The sequence below is a fragment of the Paenibacillus sp. cl141a genome (genome assembly GCF_900109305.1).
Taxonomy (GTDB): domain Bacteria; phylum Bacillota; class Bacilli; order Paenibacillales; family Paenibacillaceae; genus Paenibacillus_AQ; species Paenibacillus_AQ lautus_A.
This window is the reverse complement of record NZ_FNZO01000002.1, coordinates 762378-782563: the sequence shown is the minus strand read 5'-3', so window position 1 is coordinate 782563 and position 20186 is coordinate 762378. Positions and strand designations below refer to the sequence as shown.

Here is a 20186-nt window from a genome sequence, read left to right as displayed (position 1 = left end):
ATTATAGAGATCGCTATAATTCCTGCCTACGGCTTCGTGAAAGGAATTAGGGGAACTCACTTTCATCGTGAAAGGAACATTCGCATGCCAAGCGCTCATGAATTCGACGAAGTCGATCTTCGCATATTGCAACACCTGCTCGAAGATGCAAGCCTGTCTCACAAAGCGATCGGACAGCGGGTGCATTTGACGGGACAAGCCGTCGGGGCCCGCGTTCGCAAGCTGCAGGATCTGGGTGTCATTGAAGGCTTTACGCTTCGTTGGAATCCGGACAAAATCGGTCTGACCGTACACGCTTTTGTCACCGTGTTCTTGGCGTTACATACGGCTCACTCTCCTTTCCTGTCCTTTATTCAGTCGCACGACATGGTCGCCGAAACCCACCGCGTCAGCGGTGAGGGCTGTTATTGGCTCAGGGTACGGGCGGGTTCGCCCAAGGATTTGAACGATTTTCTGGAAGAGCTTCTGAAGTACGGGAATTATAAAGTCAGCCTGTCCATTGACCAGGTCAAATAAAAAGAAGAAGCGGGCTGTCCCCAGGATCAGCCCGCTTCTTCTTTTAAATCTATTCCGAATTTTTCATATGATGTAATTTTAATATAATTCCGTTTATTTTACCGCGTTTTCTTCAGCCATCAATTCCCGCGCATATTCGTTCAGATTGATGGACCGGCCTTGATTCAGCCTTGATTTCTCAGCTGCGAACGCGATAAGATGGCTCCGCACGGAGGCGCTTGCCGACGTCAGGCTCTCCTGTCCATTATAGCTCCGAACCTCTCTCAGGAAGCTGGCCACGATCCCGCTGTCGCCCCCACCATGTCCGCTGGATTGCGAAGGAATCGTAATCTCCGTCTTCTGACCGGTCAGGAAATCGTATACCGTGATCTTGCCTTCCTCTCCCCGAAGCTCGCCGCGGGTACCCATAATTTGGATTCTGCGCTCCTGTTCATGCGTAAATCCGCACATGCTGAACATCGCGGTGGCCCCGCCCTCAAACTCCATATTGACGACCTGATGATCAACGACGTTGTTATCGCTCCGATATACGCAGCGGCCATAGTCCGTCTCGCGAAGCCCCTGAATAATGTTCGGCTTGGTCAGCTCCTGGGTAAAATGCCTTGCCCAGCCCTTGTACTCATCGCTCAAGTAAAACCGGGGAGCGGAATAGGGACAGACGGGTTCCACTTTGCAATCCAGGCATCGGTCCCCCGAGCCTTCGGGCGCCTGGTCCTCACGAAAATGCATCAGCGAGCCAAACGAAGTGACCTGCGTGCAGGGACGGTCCATCAACCAAGACAGCACATCCATGTCATGGCACGATTTGGCCAGAATCATCGGGCTTGCCTTGTCGGAGTTATTCCAATTCCCCCGCACAAAGCTGTGCGCCATATGCCAATATCCCACGTTCTCGTTCAGCTGGATCGAAGCCACCTCGCCGATGGTCCCTTCCTGAAGCACGCGTTTAATGGCACTCCAAAAGGGGGTATACCTCAGCACATGGCATATGGTCAAAAGCCTGTTGTTACGGATGGCGGCCTGCTCCATCTCCAGGCATTCCTTCGGCTCCGGGGACATCGGCTTCTCCAAAAGCACGTGATACTGTTTCTCCAATGCCTGCATGGTTGGGCCATAGTGCATACGGTCCTGCGTACAAATGACGGCGATATCGGCAAGCCGGGCCTCGGCCAGCAGCGGTTCCCAGGTATCGTAACACCGCTCCGGCGGGATGCCATGCTCCTCGGCAAATCGGGTGCGCCGCGCCGGATCGGCCTCGGCTACGGCCACGAAGGCCAGTTCATGCGGGTAGTCCAGGGCATAGGGGGCATACCCCCCGGCGCCGCGCGCGCCTGCCCCGATCAATATGGCTTTCAATTGTGTCATCTCATGTCGCTCCTTTAATGTTCTGGTACTTGTCTTATTCGGTATATCGGTCGGCCGCGGATTGATAAATGGACAGATAGCGCTCCGACCCCATCTTTTGCAGGTTAGCGACATACTGGTCCCAGTTATCAAAAGACTCGTTGCCGGCTATGAATTTGTCCCGCATCTCATCCACGTACGTGTGAATGTCGGTCTGGATTCCGGTAAGCTCGGACTGCTCATCGGCCGTAAAGTTAAACGGCGGCCAGACCTTGTCTTGAGGGATGACGTACGGCTCGGCTTTCTTTGCGTTTTCTACGGACGTCGGCAGGCCTTCCGCTCCCTTGAAATATTTCTGCGTCACGAATCCCGGATAATATCCGCCGGGCCATATCAGATACTGCCCGACCGCTTGGTCCAGGTTGAGACCCTCCGGATTGTTCTTGATTTCGTCCACGTAATCCACATTGCCGGCCGCATCTTCCTTATACGTTTCGTCTTTCCAGCCCATGAAGAACATGCGGATGCCTTCGTCGCTGTAGAAATAATCCATCCAGCGGATCAGCGCGGCCGGATTCTTCGCTTTATCGGTCAGGACAAACATCCCGATGTTCCCCAGCGGGGAGCCTGTAGCGCTGAACATCTGATCGCCGTGCGGCCCCTTCAATACCGGAAGCCCCACATAACCCTCCTGGTTGTAGATGGCGACCGGGTCCACGTTATCGACAACGCCGAGAAGGCCTTCCACGCCTTTGGCGTCCACCTCCGTGCTCTTCACGGACATGATATCCTGCTCCAGCAGGCCGTCCTTATACAGTTTGTTCACGAATTGAAGCAGTTCCTTGTATCTTGGATCCGTCGGAATGAACCGGACCTTTCCGCTCGCCGGGTCGGTATCCACGTTAATGTTCGAGGTTCCGTGATAATTAAGGCCGAACGAACCCCGCAAATAGTTGACGATGCCGGCGGTTCCTACGCCACCCCAAGCATATTCATCCTTCTGGCCGTTGCCGTTCGGATCCTTCTCCTTGAACGCCTTCAACATATCGTAGAATTCATCCAGCGTCTGCGGCTCTTGAAGCCCAAGCTTGGTCAACCACTCCGTCTTCACCCACGGCGTTCCGTACAGCACGGACCGGAATTCCGGGTCATACAGCGTCGGCAGCCCGTAAATGTTGCCGTCCGGCATCGTAATCCCCTTCTCGATGACCGGATATTTCTCCATCAACGCTTTAAAATTCGGCGCGTATTGATTTATCAGGTCATTCAACGGGATAAAAGCGCCCTGCTTGCCGTACTTCAGCAAATCCGCCCTCGGGAATGCGGAAGCATAGAACATCTCCGGATAATCGCCGCCGGCAAGCAGCAGGTTGCGTTTTTCGGCCAAATTGTCTTTATGCACCGTGTCCCACTGCACCTTGATATTGGTCATTTTCTCATATTCCTGCCACAGTTTGATGTTGTTCCAGTCGGCATTGGCAAAGAACTTTCCGGCAAAGCCGGTCACCGTCATCTTGTCGTCGACAATCGGAAATCCCGTTTCATTTATCGCGGCTTTCCCTTCATCGGCCGAGTCCGTTCCGCCCGAACCCTTCGGGCTGCAGCCCGCCGCCAGCGATACCGACAACATGCAGGTCAACAGAAAACTTCCCCATTGCTTCAGCTTCATCCGTAATCCTCCCCTTTATCGTGTTCCATCCATTTATCCATGCAAGGAATTTATCCTTTGATGGCCCCGATCATCACGCCTTTGACAAAATATCGCTGCAGGAACGGATAGAGCGCCAGCACCGGAATATTGGCCACGACCAACACCGCGTACTTGATGCCCTCCACTTCCCTTTGCTGCTTGATCGCCGATTCGGTCGACATTTTGACCATGTCGTTCGTTTGTCCCTGAATCAGGATTTCGCGCAGGATGAGCTGCAGCGGAAATTTATCTTTGTCCGACAGATACAACAGTGCATTGAAGAACGCATTCCAATGACCGACCGCATAGAAGAGAATGGTCACCGCGATAATCGGCATGGACAACGGCAATATGATCCGGGTCAATATTTTGATGTTCGAGCAGCCGTCGATGGTCGCGGCCTCCTGCAGCTCGCCGGGAATGGACTGCTGAAAGAAGGTGCGCATGATGATGATGTTCCAGATGGATACGGCATTCGGGATAATCATGACCCAGAGCGTGTTCAGCATGCCGAGGTTCTTGATCAGCAAATACGTCGGAATGAGCCCTCCGCTGAAAAACATCGTGAAAACCAATAGTGCCATGATGGCATTTCGCCCGACAAAATCCTTCCGCGACAGCGGATAGGCCGCAAGAATGGTCATCGTGAGGTTGATGAACGTGCCGAGCGATGTGTACACCAGTGTGTTGGTAAAGCCGCTGATGATATCCTGGTTCTGGAATATTTTCGCGTAAGAATTCAGGTTGACTCCCTTTGGCCACAGCAGCATCTCGCCCCGGAGAACAGCCTGCGGGTCGCTAAACGATGCGCTGAGCACAAAAAGCAGCGGGTACATGACGATGATGGTGACCAGGATCAGAATCGTATAGTTGATGACATTAAAAATACGGTCCCCTCTGGATTCAATTTGCATGGTTCGATGCTCCCCTCTTTACCAAAGACTTGTTTCGCTAACCCGCTTCGAAATAAAGTTCACCGCAACCAGCAGAATGAAATTGATGACGGAATTGAACAATCCGATCGCCGCGGAGAAGCTGTACTCGGCATTCTGGATCCCCATTCGGTAGACATAGGTGGCTATAATGTCGGAGCTCTCCATATTCAGGTTGTTCTGCATCAGGAGCACCTTCTCGAACCCGATGCCCATAATGCTGCCCATGTTCAGGATCAAGAGGATGATGATCGTTGGCATGATGCCCGGGATGTTAATATGCCAGATGCGCTGAAGCCTCGTCGCACCATCGACACGCGCGGCTTCGTGCAGCTGGTTGTCAATGCCGGCAAGGGCAGCCAAATAAATAATGGAGCTCCAGCCCATGGTCTGCCATACATCCGACAGCACGTACAGCGATTTGAACCAGGATGGCTCTGTCATGAAATTGATCGGCTGGCCTCCAACCATTTCAATGAAATGGTTAATGATGCCGTAACGGGGGGACAGGAAGATCATCATCATCCCGACAACGACCACGGTAGAAAGAAAGTGAGGAGCATAGGTGATGGTCTGCACGAATTTCTTGAAACGCTCGGCCCGTATCTCATTCATGAGCAATGCCAGAATAATCGGGATCGGAAAACCGACGGCCAGGCTGTATAAACCGATGCCCAGCGTGTTCTTGATTAAGCGCCAGAAATAATAGCTGTTGAAAAATCGGTCAAAGTGCTCAAAGCCGACCCACGGACTGCCCCATATCCCTTGCGTTGCTATAAAATCCTTAAAGGCGATCTGGATGCCGTACATCGGAACGTACTGGAACAGGACGTAATAGGCGATGACCGGTGAAATCAGAGCATAAAGCTGCCAATTACGAAGGATGCGATTCCACATGAAGCGTTTACGCTTTGTCTCGGAAACCGCATTTGCTGCGGGCTGCAGGGTCGTATTTGCCAATGAGCATCACCTCGGTATGTATTGGTTAATCTAGATACGCCAACAAAACAAACAATTACATTTCAGGGTACCCCTGCTCAACCGGATTCCCTTCTGGAGAGCGGTTTTCTTCCTATGGATCCAACTGGTGCAGCACTCGGTTTACGATTTCCCTCCTTTGCTCTGTTATCCGTCATCTGACAAACGACAACCGCATAAAGGCTCAGTTATTCAATGCGGCATTCCAGGAATTCCATGTCATAAACAATGACATCTTCTGAGTTTATAAATAAAATCCGATGGAGTCGGACGTTATTCTAGTTATTTGGAATTATTTTTGGATAAAATCAAGGTATATTTGGATCTAGTTTGGATAATTATTGATACTTTCATGAGTTTAAACTTGCAATCGAAGGGGCTCCAACTTCTCTACGGGGAATATCTCGCATTATTCGTTTACTTTGATACAAAAGAGATGAAAACGCAATCATATATATGAACATCACGATGCGATCGGATCTTATCCAACTCAAAAAAAAAGGAAAACAGAATGCCAAACGCTTCATGGATTTTCACTCATAATAATATAGGCATTTGGCAAAGTCAAACAATTTTTTGGATGTTTTTGGCGTGAAATGATTTATTTTTTGGTGAGTAACAGCAAAAAACAGCCGTCGGCTTGAAACCCGGCGGCTGTTTGATCATCTCTTTTCTTTTTAAAATGTCAATTAATTGAACATGAAAAGTTATATTTTAATCGTTTCGGGTATGTCTGGAGGATTCCCGCACAATCAATGAGCATGGCAGCAATATCTTGGTTGCCATCGGGAAATGGCCATCCAAATAATCCACAATCGATTTGGCCGCTACCCTGCCGATTTCGTATTTGGGAACGGATACGGAGGACAGCGGCGGCGTTGTATACTGGGCCACATCGATGTTATCCATTCCTACGATCGCGATATCCTCCGGTATGCGGCCGCCGTTCTCGACGACGGCCCGCATGGCTGGAATGGCAAGCATGTCGCTTGCACAGAAAACAGCCGTCGGCCATTGCCCTTTGGAAAGCCCTCCCAATAGCTCAGACAACTTGCTGAAGCTTCGGTCCACGTTCCATCCGGTGTTCATCTGCCACTCCTCGCGCACCTCCAAGTTGGCCTCGAGCATAGCGAATTTGTATCCGACATACCGTTCCTCGCTTTCCATTTGCTTGGAATATGCGGGGCCTCCGATATAAGCGATCCGCGAATGCCCTTGGTCGATCAGGTGGCGTACGGCTGCCCTCGCTGATAGAATCCGGTCACAGTCTACAACCGGGACGTTCAGCCGGTCATCATTCAAACTTACTCCCATGATGGCAACCCCGGCCTGCTGCATCAGCTCAAACAGCTCTTTGTCGTACCAGCTTATGGCTACGATCCCTTGCGCTCCCGTCTCCCTCAGCATGAGCTGTATCCGGTCCGCATCGCCGATCTCTTCGCATGTGCGGACGATAGCCGGGGGCTGGCCCAGCTCCTCCATTTTTTTATGGAAACCGGCTAGAACCGTTGAAAAATACGGGTGATCATCCATCAGGTGTTGGGGAACGACACAGACAACCCGTTTGTCGGCCGTATTGTAAGCATGTACGCTTCGGGATGGTTCATGTAATTTATAACCGAGTTCAAGCGCTGCTTCCCGGATTTTCTGCTTGGTTTCTTCATTGACCGGACGATTAGCATCGTTGCTGATGGCCCGCGAAACCGTGGATATGGATACGCCAACCCTTTCGGCGATATCTTTAAGCTTAGCCAAGCGAACTCCTCCTCCTGCAACATTTGGAACCAAATTTTCCGCCATCCATTGATCATAGCATAAACGTTCCGGTTGGAGGGCGTCAAATGGATGTCCATTTGGCTGTACGAGGAGCCGCGGCCTCAGCCGTTGCCACTGCTTTCTTCCATTAACGAATTTTAGAAACGAAGCCGGGCCTCATGTACATACTCTTGTTATCTTAGCAGCGATACTGCCGGAGCATCGCTGGCCCGGAGCAGCAGGCTGTTACCATCGGTCATGCATTCAAGCATCGAGTGCCGCGTGATCCGTGCTCTCCTGCTTAATGGATTGAAACAGTACTAGCGACACAACCGCGGCTATCGCAACACCCGCAGCGCCGATCCAGGCGATGGACGACAACGAAATTCGTTCGATCGCAATTCCTCCGATACCCGCGCCTGCCGCCATGGACAGCTGCATCATGGACTGGTTCAGGCCAAGCATGACCCCCGAGGAATTCGGCTCCAGCTGGACGAGATTATACTGCTGCGTGGGCCCGGTTGACCAAGCGGCCAGCGACCAAATCACAAGTACGGCAAACACCAGCATAACGGATGCGCCCGCATCGGTAAAAGTCAGGACGATTAAAGCAGTAATATGCAGAAGCATGCCGCCGATTAAGGTAAGCGGTACTCCCCATCTGTCCGTGCTGAACCCTCCGAACTTGGAGCCGATGAGGCTGGCAACGCCAAAGGCAAACAAGGCTGAACTGATCCATTGTTCATTCAAACCGCTAACGTTCAGAAGATAAGGGGACAGGTACGTATAGGCGACGGAATACCCGCCCAGCCAGAAGAACGTAATCGCCAAACCAAGTGCCACTTTGGATTTCTTGAGCAGTGCGAACTGCTGGAGCAGCGGGACCGGGGCATCGCCTGTTGTTTTGGGAATGGCCTTATGCAGGACAAACATCGAAAGAATCCCCAGGACGGCAATCAACCCGAACACCGACTTCCATCCAAAAGCAGCGGCTGCGATTCGCCCGAGCGGAACGCCTATGATGAGCGAAGCCGTGAAGCCCATGACCACCGTGGCGATCGAGCTCGCCTGCTTGCCTGGCGGCGCGATTTTGGCGGCGATTCCAAGCGCCGTGACAACCACCATGCCAGCGCCCATCGCCATAAGCACGCGGGCAATGACAAACGGGATATATCCCGGCAGAGCAAATGACAAAAGATTGGCGACCACAAACACGCCCAACGAATAGACCAGCAGCTTCCGTCTCTCCACCTTAGCCGTCAATGCCATAAGCACGGGAGTCAAGATTGCGTACACCAACGAGAAAATCGTGATCAGCTGGCCGGCAGCGGTGATGGTAATCTCTAACGAAGCCGCGATTTTATCCAACACCCCCGATATGATATACTCCGATGTCCCAACTAAAAAACTGACAATAGCCAAAACATAAATTTTCCATGAACCCGTCATGATTCCACTCCTTTATTTTATATTTATATATCGTGAAATGTCGATATATCGAACCAATAAAAATACATATCGCAATATATAGATATGTAATGCGAAACAAAACTGAATATTCCTTATTTTAAGGAAACATTCAGTTCCTGTTCTATATCTCCTGCTTCAAATACTCTCCGATTTCCCGGATCACTTCTTCATCCCGCTTATAATACGTAAATTTCCCCAAGCGTTCCGTCTTGATCAGGCCTGCCCGATGCAGAATCGATAAATACTGCGATGCCGTGGACTGCGTCATGTTCAATTTCTCGGTCACCTGGCTTACGCATACCCCGATTTCCCTCATATCAATCCCTTCGTGGGGCGTAAAATGCTGTTCCGGTTCCTTGAGCCATTGCAATATTTCCAGTCTTGATTCATTGGACAACGCTTTAAACACCTCGATTGGTTTCATACGTATCATTATATCTAGATTTATCGATATGTCAATCCCGATTTCTCTGGTTCTTGTTTAACCAGCAAAAGCCGATCCCGTCAGGATCGACTTTTGCATAAATCCCGCCGACATGAACGTTCGGGAAATTCCAGGCGGCCTGCACCGCTACAGATTGTTCAGTTCCGATGCAAGCACAAGCTCAAAAGGACAACGGTATGTCTCGAATAAAGCGCTTAGCTTCAGGATCCGCTCTGTATCGTTGGCAGGGAACGCCGTGCCGCAACATGACCTCTCGACGCCCAACCTTCGGCGGAAGCATCGTCAGATGAATGTCCGTATTGGTCAGCTTCTCAAGCTCCTTCACCCTCTCTCTTCGTTCACATCCTTCGAACGCTCGGCGTGTTTGTTTCCGCTGGTTCATATTGATAAAGAAACCTGATTGCTGTGCCCCATATCGGCCAGCATATTCTGGACCTGCTGGCCGCTTTCTTAAAGCTTCTATAGGGCAGCCCCTTATCGTTATCAACCATCTGGATCCTTACGACGGCATTATCGTGCACTCACCGGCGCCTGCGCCTGCGAATCGTGGCCGGCATCAAGCAATACCGCGTTGATCCCGTTAAGAAAGGCCAGCGCGCTGGCCTTGATTATATCCGTATCCATCGCGCGTCCGGAATAGATTTTGCCCTGGTATTCGATACGGATGTTTACCCGGCCGATGGCTTCTTTTCCTCTCGACAGACTGTTGATTTTGTAATCCTTCAACTGCACGTCCAAACCGACCAATGCTTTAATGGCACTGTACAGCGCATCGATCGGACCATCCCCCACCATACTGTCCCTGAATGTGTCGCTGCCTTTCTTCAGCTTCACGGTTGCCGTCGGATACAGATCATTGGTGACGACCTGGAAGGAGTCCAGCTCGTACAGATGGCTGCTGACTTCTTCATGGGTGCGGTGCTGGGTCACCAGATAAAAGACGTCATGGTCATATACTTCCTTCTTGGCATCGGCCAACTGCAGGAATTTCTCGAACAGCGCTTCAAAATCTTCGCCTTCGCCCGTCTCGAAGCCCAGCTTCTCCACCGCGTTCTTGAACGCATGCCTTCCCGATCGCGCCGTCAGGATCAACTCCATGCTGTCGGCGCCGACTTCCTCCGGCGACATAATTTCATAGACCTGCTTATCCTTCAGCAGGCCGTCCTGATGAATACCGGAAGAGTGCGCAAATGCGTTCTCGCCCGTTATCGCTTTGTTCACCTGCACATCCAGGCCCGTCAAATGCGTCAGCAGCCTGGAGGTTCGGAACAGCTCCTTGTGACGGACATTGGTGGAAGCTTTGAAATGATTCTCCCGGACCTTCAGTCCCATGACGACTTCTTCCAGCGAAGTATTGCCTGCGCGCTCCCCTAAACCATTGATGGTGCATTCCACTTTCTGGGCGCCGTTCCGCACGGCGCTGAGCGTGTTCGCCGTAGCAAGTCCCAGGTCGTTATGACAGTGAACGCTGAGGATTACCTGATCGTTCAGGTTTTTCAGGCGCTCGTTGATTTTGCGGATCAATTCGCCGAATTCGTCCGGAACGGCATAACCGACCGTGTCCGGCACGTTAATCATCGTTGCCCCGGCCTTTACCACGGCCTCAATCGTTTTCCACAGATATTCAAAATCGGACCTGGATGCGTCCTCCGTCGAATACTGAACTTGAGGCAGCAGCGTTTTGGCGTACTTCACGGCATCCACGCCCATCTGAAGCACGGCATCCTTGGAGCGGTTGAATTTCTTCTCCACATGGATGTTCGAGGTACCGAGCACGATATGAATCAGCGGGTTTTGCGCAAGCTTAATGCTTTCATATACCGCATTGATATCGCCCTTCACCGCGCGCGCAAGCGCAGTGATCGAGACGCTGTCGCCCACGGTGCGTGCGATTTCCTGAACCGCTTGAAAGTCTCCTGCCGAAGACGCGGGAAAGCCCGCCTCGATAATATCGACGTTCAACCGCTTCAGTTGCTGCGCAAACTCAATTTTTTGCTGTACGTTTAATTTGGCGCCCGGAACCTGCTCTCCGTCGCGCAAGGTTGTGTCCAATACGATAATATTACGTTCCATTCGGAATTCCTCCTTGGTCGCTGATCTTGGTTTATCTATATCAAGCAGGGTTGGTTAAACCCGGAATTTAACCAACAAAAAAACCCCGCCTCTACGTATAGAGGCGAGGTTGAACCCGCGGTACCACTCTAATTCATTTTATGCAAAATGATCTTCTTCGATGGCCATCACCATCTATCCCTGTAACGGTGGAACTCCGGCTAACCCTACATGTTCAGGCAGCTGTTCATAGACGAGTTCAAAGGGAACGACGTTACCGTTTCGCACCTGCCAACGGCTCTCTGAAAAGTCATTTCGCTTTTACTATTTCTAATCAAAACATTTCGATATGAATTTTGATAACTATCTTAGGGAATGAACGGCGATTTGTCAATCCTTCATTTTCCAGAAGTTAAAAACGATGCTGCTTACAACAATCCGGATTTTCTCACGTTAGCCAGGAAATCATGGAATTCCGGAATATTCAGCTGCTGCGCCGCATCGGACAACGCCGTGGCCGGATCGGGATGAACCTCGACCATCACGCCGTCTGCACCCGCAGCCAGGGCCGCTCTGGCACATGGGGCCAGAATGTCTTTGCGGCCCGTGGAATGCGTCACGTCCACCAGCACCGGCAGATGCGTTTCTTGTTTCAGGATCGGCACCGCCGAGATGTCCAAGGTGTTTCTCGTTGCCTTCTCATATGTCCGGATGCCGCGTTCAATGAGCATAACCTGCGTATTGCCGCGGGAGACGATGTACTCCGCAGCGTGCACGAACTCATCGATCGTGGCCGCAAGACCGCGTTTCAGCAGCACCGGCGTTTGGACATCCCCCGCCGCTTTCAACAACTCGAAGTTCTGCATGTTCCGCGCACCGATCTGAATGACGTCAATGTATTCGCACGCAAGCTCGATATGGGCAGGATCCACAATTTCGCTGATCGTCTTCAGTCCGAACTCGGACGCCACTTCCTTTAGAATTTTCAAGCCTTCCACGCCTAAGCCCTGAAAATCGTAAGGCGATGTTCTCGGCTTGAACGCTCCTCCGCGCATGACGGTAATCCCGGCTTCCTTGAGCGCTGCCGCAACCTGGCGCACCTGCTCATAACTCTCAACCGAACAAGGCCCTGCAATCATCGCCGGCGTGCCGCCGCCGATCACCGTATTGCCCAGCTCAATCAGCGTATCCTCCTGCTTCTTCTTCCGGCTCACCAGCAGATGCTTCTTGTGATCGACCTGCTGCAGCTTTAAGGATGCCTGAAAAATCTGTTTAAACAAATGACGCACCGTCTCATTATCGAAAGGCCCTTGGTTATGTTCCACCAAGGTATCCAGCATTTTTTTCTCGCGTACCGGATCGAAATCAGGGACTCCCTGCTTCACTTTCTCCTGACCGATTTCCTTGGCGATCCGTGCCCGCTCCGACAGCAGCTCCAGCAGCTGAAGATTGACAGTATCAAGCTCCGATCTCAATTGCTCCAAACGTCCTTGACTCATCTAGAATCTCTCCCTCGCATTTTTTCTGGTTTATATAAACAAAAAAGACCCCCCGCCCGGAAAGGGACGAGGAGTCGTGGTACCACCCTTATTAGATATGCGAAAAATATAGCAAGCACATCTCACTTGAACCTCTTAACGCAAGGGTTACGGGTAAACCTACGGTCTGCACGAAACATGCAAACGATCAGAATACCAGCTCCGGAATGAACTTCGGCGGAGAACCTTCACTCGGGCGCTCTCAGTCGGTGGCTGCCCTTTCCTGTCAGGAACGTTCTTTCGCTTACTCTTTCCATCATCGCTTGTTATAACATATCGTGTTGATTATTTAAGAAGCATTGTATTACACCCCGAATTGAAATTGCAAGGGTTTTATTTAAAGCTTGGGTGCTTTGATGCAGCGATGGTTTAAATGGGCAGCCTTGTTCTTCAGGATCGAACATGCACCCTTTCTCTTTGTTTCACGGGGGTTCCCCAATACGTAAACAGGCGCCAAACATATTCGAACGGTCCGATCGGAAGCCGCTTCAACCAGACTCTGCTGAAGGCCGCTTGCACAGCAAAAATGACCACAGCCATCAGCATCTGCCATACCGGCTCGATGGTTCCGTACCACCCCAGACCGTAGCTGTAAAAAATCAATCCGCACAGGATCGATTGAAGCAAATAGTTGGTGAAGGCCATTTTGCCGGGATAGGAAAACACATGAAGCACCTTTTTACAGGAGTTATTTTGGTATAAAAGTGCAAACATGCCGATATAGCCCATGGTCAAGAGCGGCGCCCCTACGAATAGAACTACCGCCTCGCCCCAAGATGGAAGTCCATCCACTAGCGTCATTGCGAGTTGAAGGAGAAGACCGAGGCTTCCGCCAATGACGACCAATCGGATGATCCCCTTCCGGTTCTTCTGGACCTCATGCAAAATACGGCGCTTGCAGAAGTAGGCGCCCATCAGGAACATGCCTAAAATTTGCGGGTAAAAAATCACCATATTGAATATCGAGCTGATATAATCGTTCAGCCGCTGAGCCATGATCTGGGCCGTTGACCCTTCCCCGTAAATAGCGGCATCCCGCTCCTGGAAATAGACCCCCATCTGATGGGCATCCGCTGGGCTAAACGGCTCGAATACCTGGCCCGATGCCGGGTTCAGCAGGCTTGCTCCCGTTAGCAGGACGGGAACGAGCAGCAGCAGGGATATCGACCAGATCAGCAGCGTTTTCGGCTTGCAGCGCTGAAACAGCATCAGGAGGAATCCCATAAACGCGTAGTGCGTTAGAACGTCCCCGTACCATATCAAAATCCCATGGATCAGGCCGATCAGAAGCAGAGCGGTTAATCTTCGGGCATAAATGCGGTTAAAACTGCGGCCTTTCGCCTGGCTGCTCTCCCGTAACAGCACCATGCCGTAACCGAACAGGAAGGAAAAGATCAAAATGAATTTGCCGTCAATAACGATCCCGCGCAGCGTCATCAGGACTTCATTGTACCCGCCCGACCATAATTCGACCCCGAACGAAATGGTTTGCAGCGATGTCGTAAAAAACGTAATGTTCACCAAAAAGATGCCTAATAGTGCAAATCCTCTCAAGCTATCGATGAGCTGTATTCTGGGCTGTGAATTCGTTGCCATCATCGTACCTCCTTATCATTGTGCCTACAGGTTAAGGTACAATCATAAAGAAAGGATAAAGAAAAGTTCCACTGTTTGAGGAGCTATGAAGTGCCCCTACATCAACGGAGAAGGCGGAATCGTTCTGGAGAAGCGACAGCGGTCGCCTTTGCACCTGGATTTCAACAATTTTTAATTGATTGATAGAAATCTGGGGGCAACAGCGATCGGAAGAATGATCCGCATGCGCAGTGATGCTTAAACTACTGAATTTTAAAGGCCATTTCTTTATTCTTTCTTTAGAAATGAAGTGCACACTAATCAGATAGACCTTATGAATAATAGCTATTTCTTGGAGGATGTAATGGATATGGCAAACGAAACGATCCTATTGGTGGATGATGAAGAAGACATCATCTCTTTTATACAAGATTCATTGGAGCTGGAGGGCTACCACGTACTCACGGCGGGGAGCGGACAGGAGGCGTTAATCCAGAGCAAGCAGCAGCCGTCCCTGATCATACTCGATGTGATGATGCCCGAGATGGATGGTATCGAGGTCTGCAAGCAGCTAAGGGAAACGACGCGGTGCCCCATTGTGTTCCTGAGTGCCTGCCAGAGTGAAGTGGACCGAATTAAAGGTCTGGCGGCAGGCGGGGATGATTATCTGCTCAAGCCCTTCAGCCTCGCAGAATTAAAAGCTCGGATCCATGCCCATCTGCGGCGGGAACAGCGAATCCACACGCAAAAAGAACAGGGCATCCTGCGGTTCCAAGCCCTGACGATCGATTGCAAGGGGCATGCGGTTAGCTGCAACGGGCACGACCTCACGCTTACGAATAAGGAGTTTCAGATCGTAGAACTGCTGGCGATGCATCAGGGGCAGGTCTTTTCCAGAGAGCAGATTTACGAGAGGTTATGGGGATTGGACGCCGATGGGGACGACTCTACCATTACCGAGCATATCAAGAAAATCCGGGCCAAACTGGCCGCTCACGCACAGAACCGCAGTTTTATTCAAACTGTCTGGGGCATCGGCTACAAGTGGGATCCCCAATGATGAAACAGCGTTCCATCAAAAATACGTTCGCCCGACATTTCGTCTCGATCCTAGTCTGCAGTTTGCTGGCTACGCTTGTAACCTGGGGACTGCTCGTGCTGCTGCTGGGTTACTTGTTCAACCATGACATCGCGCTCCCGGCAAATCATTACGAGGCGCAAATCCCCGTGATTACGGAATACGCCCAGACCCGGGGCGACTCCATCATGGGCACGGAGGGGCAAGCCGAGCTGGAAAAGGTGATTCCCTCACAGGGCATGTCCTACCTTGTCGTGACCCTTACCGGCAAACCCTTGTACGGGGATCTTCGTATCCATGAATCGCTTAGCCGGCAGAAAATCCTGGCGCGATTAAACCAGACGCGCAGCGGCATGAATGAAATCGTAGCATACAAGCCGGTTGTCTCCGGAGACGGCAATCTGATCGGAGCTCTTCTGGTTGGATACAGACTGAAGGTAACGGCGGCCAATCCTGCGCTGAATCCCTTGGTGACCTTTGGGCTCCTTGCGTTCTTCCTGACGCCATTTTTGTATATCGTCTTGTTCACCTTGGTATTTGGCAGGCGGTTCAGCCGAAAAATCAGTGCTCCGCTACAGCAGCTTCTGCAAGGGGCCGAGAAAATTAAAGAGCGTAATTTACGCTTTAGCATGTCCGGGGCTTCGTCCATAACGGAGGTAAACCGGCTAACAAAGGCTTTTGAAGACATGCGTCAGGAGCTGGAGCATTCCATCGAGCGGGAGTGGAGAATGGAGCAAGAACGAAGCACCATGTTTGCGGCCCTCGCTCACGACCTTCGGACACCGCTTGCGATTGTCCAAGGCCATGTCGAGGGGCTGGAGCAGATGAACGTGCAGTCTGATGAAGGCAAACGGCTGCAGTACCTGCAGGTCATCAAACGGAACACAACCCGCGCTTCGAAGCTTCTTCAAGACATGAACACCATGGCGGAGATCGAGAAGGTGTCTTTTCGGCTTCAGCCGCTTCCCGTGGATATCGAAGAATTGGCGGACGAAAAAACCGGGGAATACGCCGCTTTATGCAGGGGGAAGAACATCGCCTTCCAAACGGAAGTTTACGATAACCGAACGGCCAAGACTCCGGTCATGCTCGATCCTTATCGCATCATCCAGGTTCTGGACAATCTCGTTTCCAACAGCCTTCGCTACACCCCTGAAGCCGGACGGATTCTATGGCATATCGAGATCACCGAGCAGCAGGTAATGATGGCCGTCACGGATAACGGAACGGGCTTTGGGCAGCAGCGGCATCTGCAGCAGGTGTTTAAGCCTTTTTATCAGGGTCAGGTGCATTCCTCCAGGCAAAAAGGGCATTCCGGTCTGGGACTGTATATCGCCAAACTTCTCGTTCAGCACCATGGAGGACATATTGTTGCAGAGAACAACCCGCTTCGCGGGGCAACGGTGCGTTTTACGCTGCCGATCCAGGGAACATGAGCCGTCCTATGCCATAATGAAAAGGCATCCCCACGATCCAATGGATCGGGGAATGCCTTCATCGTCATACCTTCAACCGATAAATCGCTTTATTATCCAAGCCGCGGATCATCGGTGTCCACGGCTCGGTTTCAATCGTCGTATCCAGGGCGTCCTCTACCATCTGCAGCTTGGCATCCAGCAGATCGATATGATGCAGCGCGACGGCCTCGGCAGTTTGCGGCTGAACCGGGCTGCCCCACTCTCCAAGGTTATGATGGGATAGCACCAGATGCTGCAAGCCCAAAACCACTTCGGATTCAAGCGCGATGCCGTTCTCGATCGCCGCCTCCACGATCCAGTTGGACGCCAGGGCGATATGCCCTATCAGTTTTCCCTGGTTGCTGTAATCCGTTACGATGCCCATCTGTGCGATCATCTCTTCCGGCTTCGCGATATCATGCAGGATAATGCCCGCCCTGATCAAATCCGGCTTCAAAAACGGCCGCTGCTTGCAGATGAAATCGCCAATCTCCAGCATGCGGACGATATGGTAAGCCAGCCCGGCGTAATAGGCATGATGATAGGTTTTGGCAGCCGGATAATGCATCAGCTTCTCTTCCACCTTCGACACGCAATACTGTACGATGCTTCGTACCTGCGGCTCCGTAATCTCGTTCATCGTAAGTTTGATCGTATGCAGCAGATCCACGGGGCGAATGGGCGCGGCCCTCACAAAATCCGTTAACGAGACGCCATCCGCATCGGTGGCCTTGCGGATACGGCTGATCTTGACTTGAGGCTGGTCCCTGTAGCTCAGTACGGTTCCCTGGATTTTGACCAATTGCATCGGCAGGAACGTTTCTTTATCTTGTATGGTCACATCCCAATACTTGGCCGATATTTGACCGCTGGCATCCGCGAGAACAATATCGAAATAGTCTTTCGGCGGCGTGCCGTTGGTCTGTCTCATATTCAATTCTTTTAACAAATAAAAACCGACAAAATCATCTTGTATGCTGAGTTTATTGATAGGTTTCATCTGTTCCTCCCCAAAAAATCCCGTTACGTTTACTATAACAAAGTCCCGTACAGTCAGTCTATTCCCCTGTAATGGCTCTGCAGCATCGTCGAGTCTGCGTGGGCAAACTCGCAAATAAAAGCTTCAACCACATGCAGACAGGGATTCATCCAGATCTGGCCTTGCATAATTGATAATAGTTCTCGTCAACAATGAAGATCTTGACTTTGACACTAGTGTCATCGTTTAGCATTTGGTCAGACTTATTTGAAAGGAGCTATAATTCAATATGAGAAACAGTAATCCAAGTAGAAACTCCGTGACGATCATAGGCCTGGGGCCGATGGGCCAAGCGATGGCACGCACTTATCTGAGCCATGGTCATGAGGTCACTTTGTGGAATCGTACGGCCGGCAAAGCCGATGAGCTTGTCGAACTGGGTGCGGTCAGAGCCGTCACAATTGAGGAAGCACTGAACGCGAATGAGTTAGTAATTCTAAGCCTTACCGACTACGATGCGATGTACGCCATCCTGGAAAATGCCGCAGACATACTCGCGGGTAAAGTATTCGTCAATCTTAGCTCGGATACCCCGGAGAACGCCAGGAAAGCAGCCAAATGGCTGGCGGGCCACGGCGCCATGCACCTTACCGGCGGTGTGCAGGTTCCTCCTTCGGGTATCGGCAAGCCGGAGTCGTTCACTTTTTACAGTGGTCCCATCGAAGTTTTCGAGGCACATAAAAAAGTGCTTGAAGTGCTGACAAGTACGGACTACCGGGGTGAAGATCCAGGACTCGCCGCGCTTTATTATCAGATCGGAATGGATATGTTCTGGACGGGGATGCTCAGTTATCTTCACGCTGTTGCGGTCGGCCAAGCAAACGGCATCACGGCGGAGCAATTGAAGCCCCATGCGATCAGCACCATGGCTTCGCTGCCGGAATTCATTGAATTCTATACGCCGCGCATCGATGCAGGAGAATATCCGGGGGACGTGGATCGGCTCGCTATGGGTGCTGCCAGCGTTGAGCACATCGTTCATACCACACATGACGCAGGGGTGGACGTTTCATTGCCTGAGGCGGTTCTGCAGATCTTCAAGCGGGGGATGGCGAACGGCCGTGAAGGGGACAGCTTTACCAGCCTGATTGAAATGTTCAGGAAGACCGCGGCATCCACGCATTGAACCTATCCGGCCCTAATCAAGCGATTATTAATTTCCGGTTATGCCTGTTTAGAGAAGATTTAGAATAGAATTTCCAATACCTATGGAGGACACAAGAAAAAGCACCCGTATAGGTGCTTTTTCGATCCTCGCCCTATTAGCGGCTTATTGGCTCCAGGCTCCCGGATGGTCGTCCTGCACCAAATCCAGCTCCACGGCCTTCGCGTTCATCTCCACCTGTTCCACGCTCTTGCAGCCGGGAATGACGCAGCTGACGGCCGGATGCTTCAGGCACCAGGCCAAGGCCCACTCTGCCATATTCACGCCCTCCGGCACTTCATTCTGCTTGATCTCCTCCACAAGCTTCAGCTTGGCGTTGATCTCATCCTGATCACGGTTCTTCCGCACATTGTCGCTGAACACCGTTCCAGGCTTGTATTTTCCGCTTAAGTAGCCGCTCGCCAGCGGAACTCGCGCCAATACGCCAAGATCCTGCTTCAAACATGAAGGGAGAACCTCTTCCTCCGGCGCCTGATCGAGACGGTTATACACAACCTGGATGGCTTTGGCGTTCACCTCCGCCGCCTTGTCGGTTTGATAGATATTTCTGTTGCTTCCGATGGATATGCCCAGATTTCGGATGGTTCCCGCCTGAACCTGCTTGTCCAGCATCGTCCACATCTCATCATTGTTGAACACTTCATCCGAGCCGGAATGGAATTGATACAGGTCGATATAATCGGTACGAAGCGCTTTAAGTGATTCCTCCAGCTGAATTCGGATCTGCTTCGCATCCCAAGCATTCTCCCATTGCTCATGCCATCGATGGCCGAACTTGGAGGCAATGACCCAATCCTCGCGGCGGTCGCGTGCCAAGAAATCACCGATGAAGTTCTCGGACATATGATGAGGCCCGTAACATTCGGCTGTATCCAGCAAATTAATGCCCAGCTCCTTGGCATGCGTCAAGATGACATCGACTTCCTTTTGGTTGAAATCCTTCCCCCAATCACCGCCAAACTGCCAGGTTCCCACTCCGACTACCGATACTTTCAAATTGGTTTTCCCAAGACGCCTGTATTTCATATACTCACCCCTACTCATGAATTTGTGCGCCTATATCTTATTGTAAATTGCAAGCGTTTGCAACTTTTGCGGAGGATTCTTTTTTTCGTTCGCCAATCCTTTTTTCATGCACGCGCCGTATCCATG

The 20186-nt window shown here is 51.4% G+C and carries 16 protein-coding genes and 1 other annotated feature; of the genes, 4 read left to right on the top strand and 12 right to left on the bottom strand.

Going from position 1 to position 20186, the window contains the following annotated elements; translation table 11 throughout:
• Positions 1–84: 84 nt before the first annotated feature.
• The gene (locus tag BMX45_RS08710) at positions 85–516 is read left to right on the top strand and encodes an Lrp/AsnC family transcriptional regulator (protein ID WP_036660077.1); all 432 of its coding nucleotides are present in this window, start codon (positions 85–87) and stop codon (positions 514–516) included.
• 93 nt (positions 517–609) lie between these two features.
• On the opposite strand, the gene BMX45_RS08705 is transcribed toward BMX45_RS08710, so the two are convergent.
• The 10 genes from BMX45_RS08705 to BMX45_RS08655 form a co-directional block, all read right to left on the bottom strand.
• Positions 610–1881 (bottom strand): Gfo/Idh/MocA family protein, encoded by a 1272-nt coding sequence (locus tag BMX45_RS08705; RefSeq protein WP_090909322.1) that lies wholly within the window; start codon positions 1879–1881, stop codon positions 610–612.
• Between the two features lie 34 nt (positions 1882–1915).
• On the bottom strand, positions 1916–3529 hold the full coding sequence (locus BMX45_RS08700; RefSeq protein ID WP_090909321.1) for an extracellular solute-binding protein: 1614 nt from the start codon (positions 3527–3529) through the stop codon (positions 1916–1918).
• A 50-nt stretch (positions 3530–3579) separates the two neighbouring features.
• Positions 3580–4464, bottom strand: coding sequence for a carbohydrate ABC transporter permease (locus BMX45_RS08695; RefSeq protein WP_090909320.1), 885 nt, complete (start codon positions 4462–4464; stop codon positions 3580–3582).
• Between the two features lie 18 nt (positions 4465–4482).
• Positions 4483–5442: an ABC transporter permease gene (locus BMX45_RS08690; protein WP_090909319.1), complete on the bottom strand. Its 960-nt coding sequence runs from the start codon at positions 5440–5442 to the stop codon at positions 4483–4485.
• A gap of 732 nt (positions 5443–6174) precedes the next feature.
• Positions 6175–7215, bottom strand: coding sequence for a LacI family DNA-binding transcriptional regulator (locus tag BMX45_RS08685; RefSeq protein WP_090909318.1), 1041 nt, complete (start codon positions 7213–7215; stop codon positions 6175–6177).
• A 264-nt stretch (positions 7216–7479) separates the two neighbouring features.
• Positions 7480–8664, bottom strand: coding sequence for an MFS transporter (locus BMX45_RS08680; protein ID WP_090909317.1), 1185 nt, complete (start codon positions 8662–8664; stop codon positions 7480–7482).
• A 142-nt stretch (positions 8665–8806) separates the two neighbouring features.
• A complete protein-coding gene (locus tag BMX45_RS08675; protein ID WP_009591021.1) occupies positions 8807–9109 on the bottom strand; it encodes an ArsR/SmtB family transcription factor in 303 nt (100 codons plus the stop codon).
• Between the two features lie 531 nt (positions 9110–9640).
• Positions 9641–11203 carry a 2-isopropylmalate synthase gene (locus BMX45_RS08665; RefSeq protein ID WP_090909316.1) on the bottom strand — a complete coding sequence of 521 codons (1563 nt, stop codon included), beginning with the start codon at positions 11201–11203 and terminating at the stop codon, positions 9641–9643.
• A gap of 96 nt (positions 11204–11299) precedes the next feature.
• Positions 11300–11529 (bottom strand) — a binding site (T-box leader).
• Positions 11530–11610: 81 nt separating this feature from the next.
• Positions 11611–12681 carry a bifunctional 3-deoxy-7-phosphoheptulonate synthase/chorismate mutase gene (locus BMX45_RS08660; RefSeq protein ID WP_090909315.1) on the bottom strand — a complete coding sequence of 357 codons (1071 nt, stop codon included), beginning with the start codon at positions 12679–12681 and terminating at the stop codon, positions 11611–11613.
• 429 nt (positions 12682–13110) lie between these two features.
• Positions 13111–14316: a DUF418 domain-containing protein gene (locus BMX45_RS08655; RefSeq protein WP_090909314.1), complete on the bottom strand. Its 1206-nt coding sequence runs from the start codon at positions 14314–14316 to the stop codon at positions 13111–13113.
• A gap of 343 nt (positions 14317–14659) precedes the next feature.
• Here BMX45_RS08655 and BMX45_RS08650 point away from each other — a divergent pair, with 343 nt between their 5' ends.
• A complete protein-coding gene (locus BMX45_RS08650) occupies positions 14660–15355 on the top strand; it encodes a response regulator transcription factor (RefSeq protein ID WP_090909313.1) in 696 nt (231 codons plus the stop codon).
• Complete coding sequence (locus BMX45_RS08645) at positions 15355–16809, top strand: sensor histidine kinase (protein ID WP_254778000.1); 1455 nt, start codon at positions 15355–15357, stop codon at positions 16807–16809. The genes BMX45_RS08650 and BMX45_RS08645 overlap by 1 nt, the downstream gene beginning before the upstream one ends.
• A gap of 64 nt (positions 16810–16873) precedes the next feature.
• Here BMX45_RS08645 and BMX45_RS08640 read toward each other — a convergent pair whose 3' ends face one another.
• Positions 16874–17830, bottom strand: a complete 957-nt coding sequence (locus BMX45_RS08640) for a 3'-5' exoribonuclease YhaM family protein (RefSeq protein ID WP_090909311.1) — start codon at positions 17828–17830, stop codon at positions 16874–16876.
• Positions 17831–18098: 268 nt separating this feature from the next.
• Between BMX45_RS08640 and BMX45_RS08635 the strand changes: the two genes are divergently transcribed.
• A complete protein-coding gene (locus tag BMX45_RS08635; RefSeq protein ID WP_090909310.1) occupies positions 18099–18995 on the top strand; it encodes an NAD(P)-dependent oxidoreductase in 897 nt (298 codons plus the stop codon).
• Between the two features lie 144 nt (positions 18996–19139).
• On the opposite strand, the gene BMX45_RS08630 is transcribed toward BMX45_RS08635, so the two are convergent.
• On the bottom strand, positions 19140–20060 hold the full coding sequence (locus BMX45_RS08630; protein WP_090909309.1) for an aldo/keto reductase: 921 nt from the start codon (positions 20058–20060) through the stop codon (positions 19140–19142).
• Between the last annotated feature and the right edge of the window lie 126 nt (positions 20061–20186).

Excerpts from the sequence above, each read along its gene's own strand:
- BMX45_RS08710 (WP_036660077.1), top strand. The coding sequence starts at position 85 with ATGCCAAGCGCTCATGAATTCGACGAAGTCGATCTTCGCATATTGCAA.
- BMX45_RS08705 (WP_090909322.1), bottom strand. The coding sequence starts at position 1,881 with ATGACACAATTGAAAGCCATATTGATCGGGGCAGGCGCGCGCGGCGCC.
- BMX45_RS08700 (WP_090909321.1), bottom strand. The coding sequence starts at position 3,529 with ATGAAGCTGAAGCAATGGGGAAGTTTTCTGTTGACCTGCATGTTGTCG.
- BMX45_RS08695 (WP_090909320.1), bottom strand. The coding sequence starts at position 4,464 with ATGCAAATTGAATCCAGAGGGGACCGTATTTTTAATGTCATCAACTAT.
- BMX45_RS08680 (WP_090909317.1), bottom strand. The coding sequence starts at position 8,664 with ATGACGGGTTCATGGAAAATTTATGTTTTGGCTATTGTCAGTTTTTTA.
- BMX45_RS08675 (WP_009591021.1), bottom strand. The coding sequence starts at position 9,109 with ATGAAACCAATCGAGGTGTTTAAAGCGTTGTCCAATGAATCAAGACTG.
- BMX45_RS08665 (WP_090909316.1), bottom strand. The coding sequence starts at position 11,203 with ATGGAACGTAATATTATCGTATTGGACACAACCTTGCGCGACGGAGAG.
- BMX45_RS08660 (WP_090909315.1), bottom strand. The coding sequence starts at position 12,681 with ATGAGTCAAGGACGTTTGGAGCAATTGAGATCGGAGCTTGATACTGTC.
- BMX45_RS08655 (WP_090909314.1), bottom strand. The coding sequence starts at position 14,316 with ATGGCAACGAATTCACAGCCCAGAATACAGCTCATCGATAGCTTGAGA.
- BMX45_RS08650 (WP_090909313.1), top strand. The coding sequence starts at position 14,660 with ATGGATATGGCAAACGAAACGATCCTATTGGTGGATGATGAAGAAGAC.
- BMX45_RS08645 (WP_254778000.1), top strand. The coding sequence starts at position 15,355 with ATGAAACAGCGTTCCATCAAAAATACGTTCGCCCGACATTTCGTCTCG.
- BMX45_RS08640 (WP_090909311.1), bottom strand. The coding sequence starts at position 17,830 with ATGAAACCTATCAATAAACTCAGCATACAAGATGATTTTGTCGGTTTT.
- BMX45_RS08635 (WP_090909310.1), top strand. The coding sequence starts at position 18,099 with ATGAGAAACAGTAATCCAAGTAGAAACTCCGTGACGATCATAGGCCTG.
- BMX45_RS08630 (WP_090909309.1), bottom strand. The coding sequence starts at position 20,060 with ATGAAATACAGGCGTCTTGGGAAAACCAATTTGAAAGTATCGGTAGTC.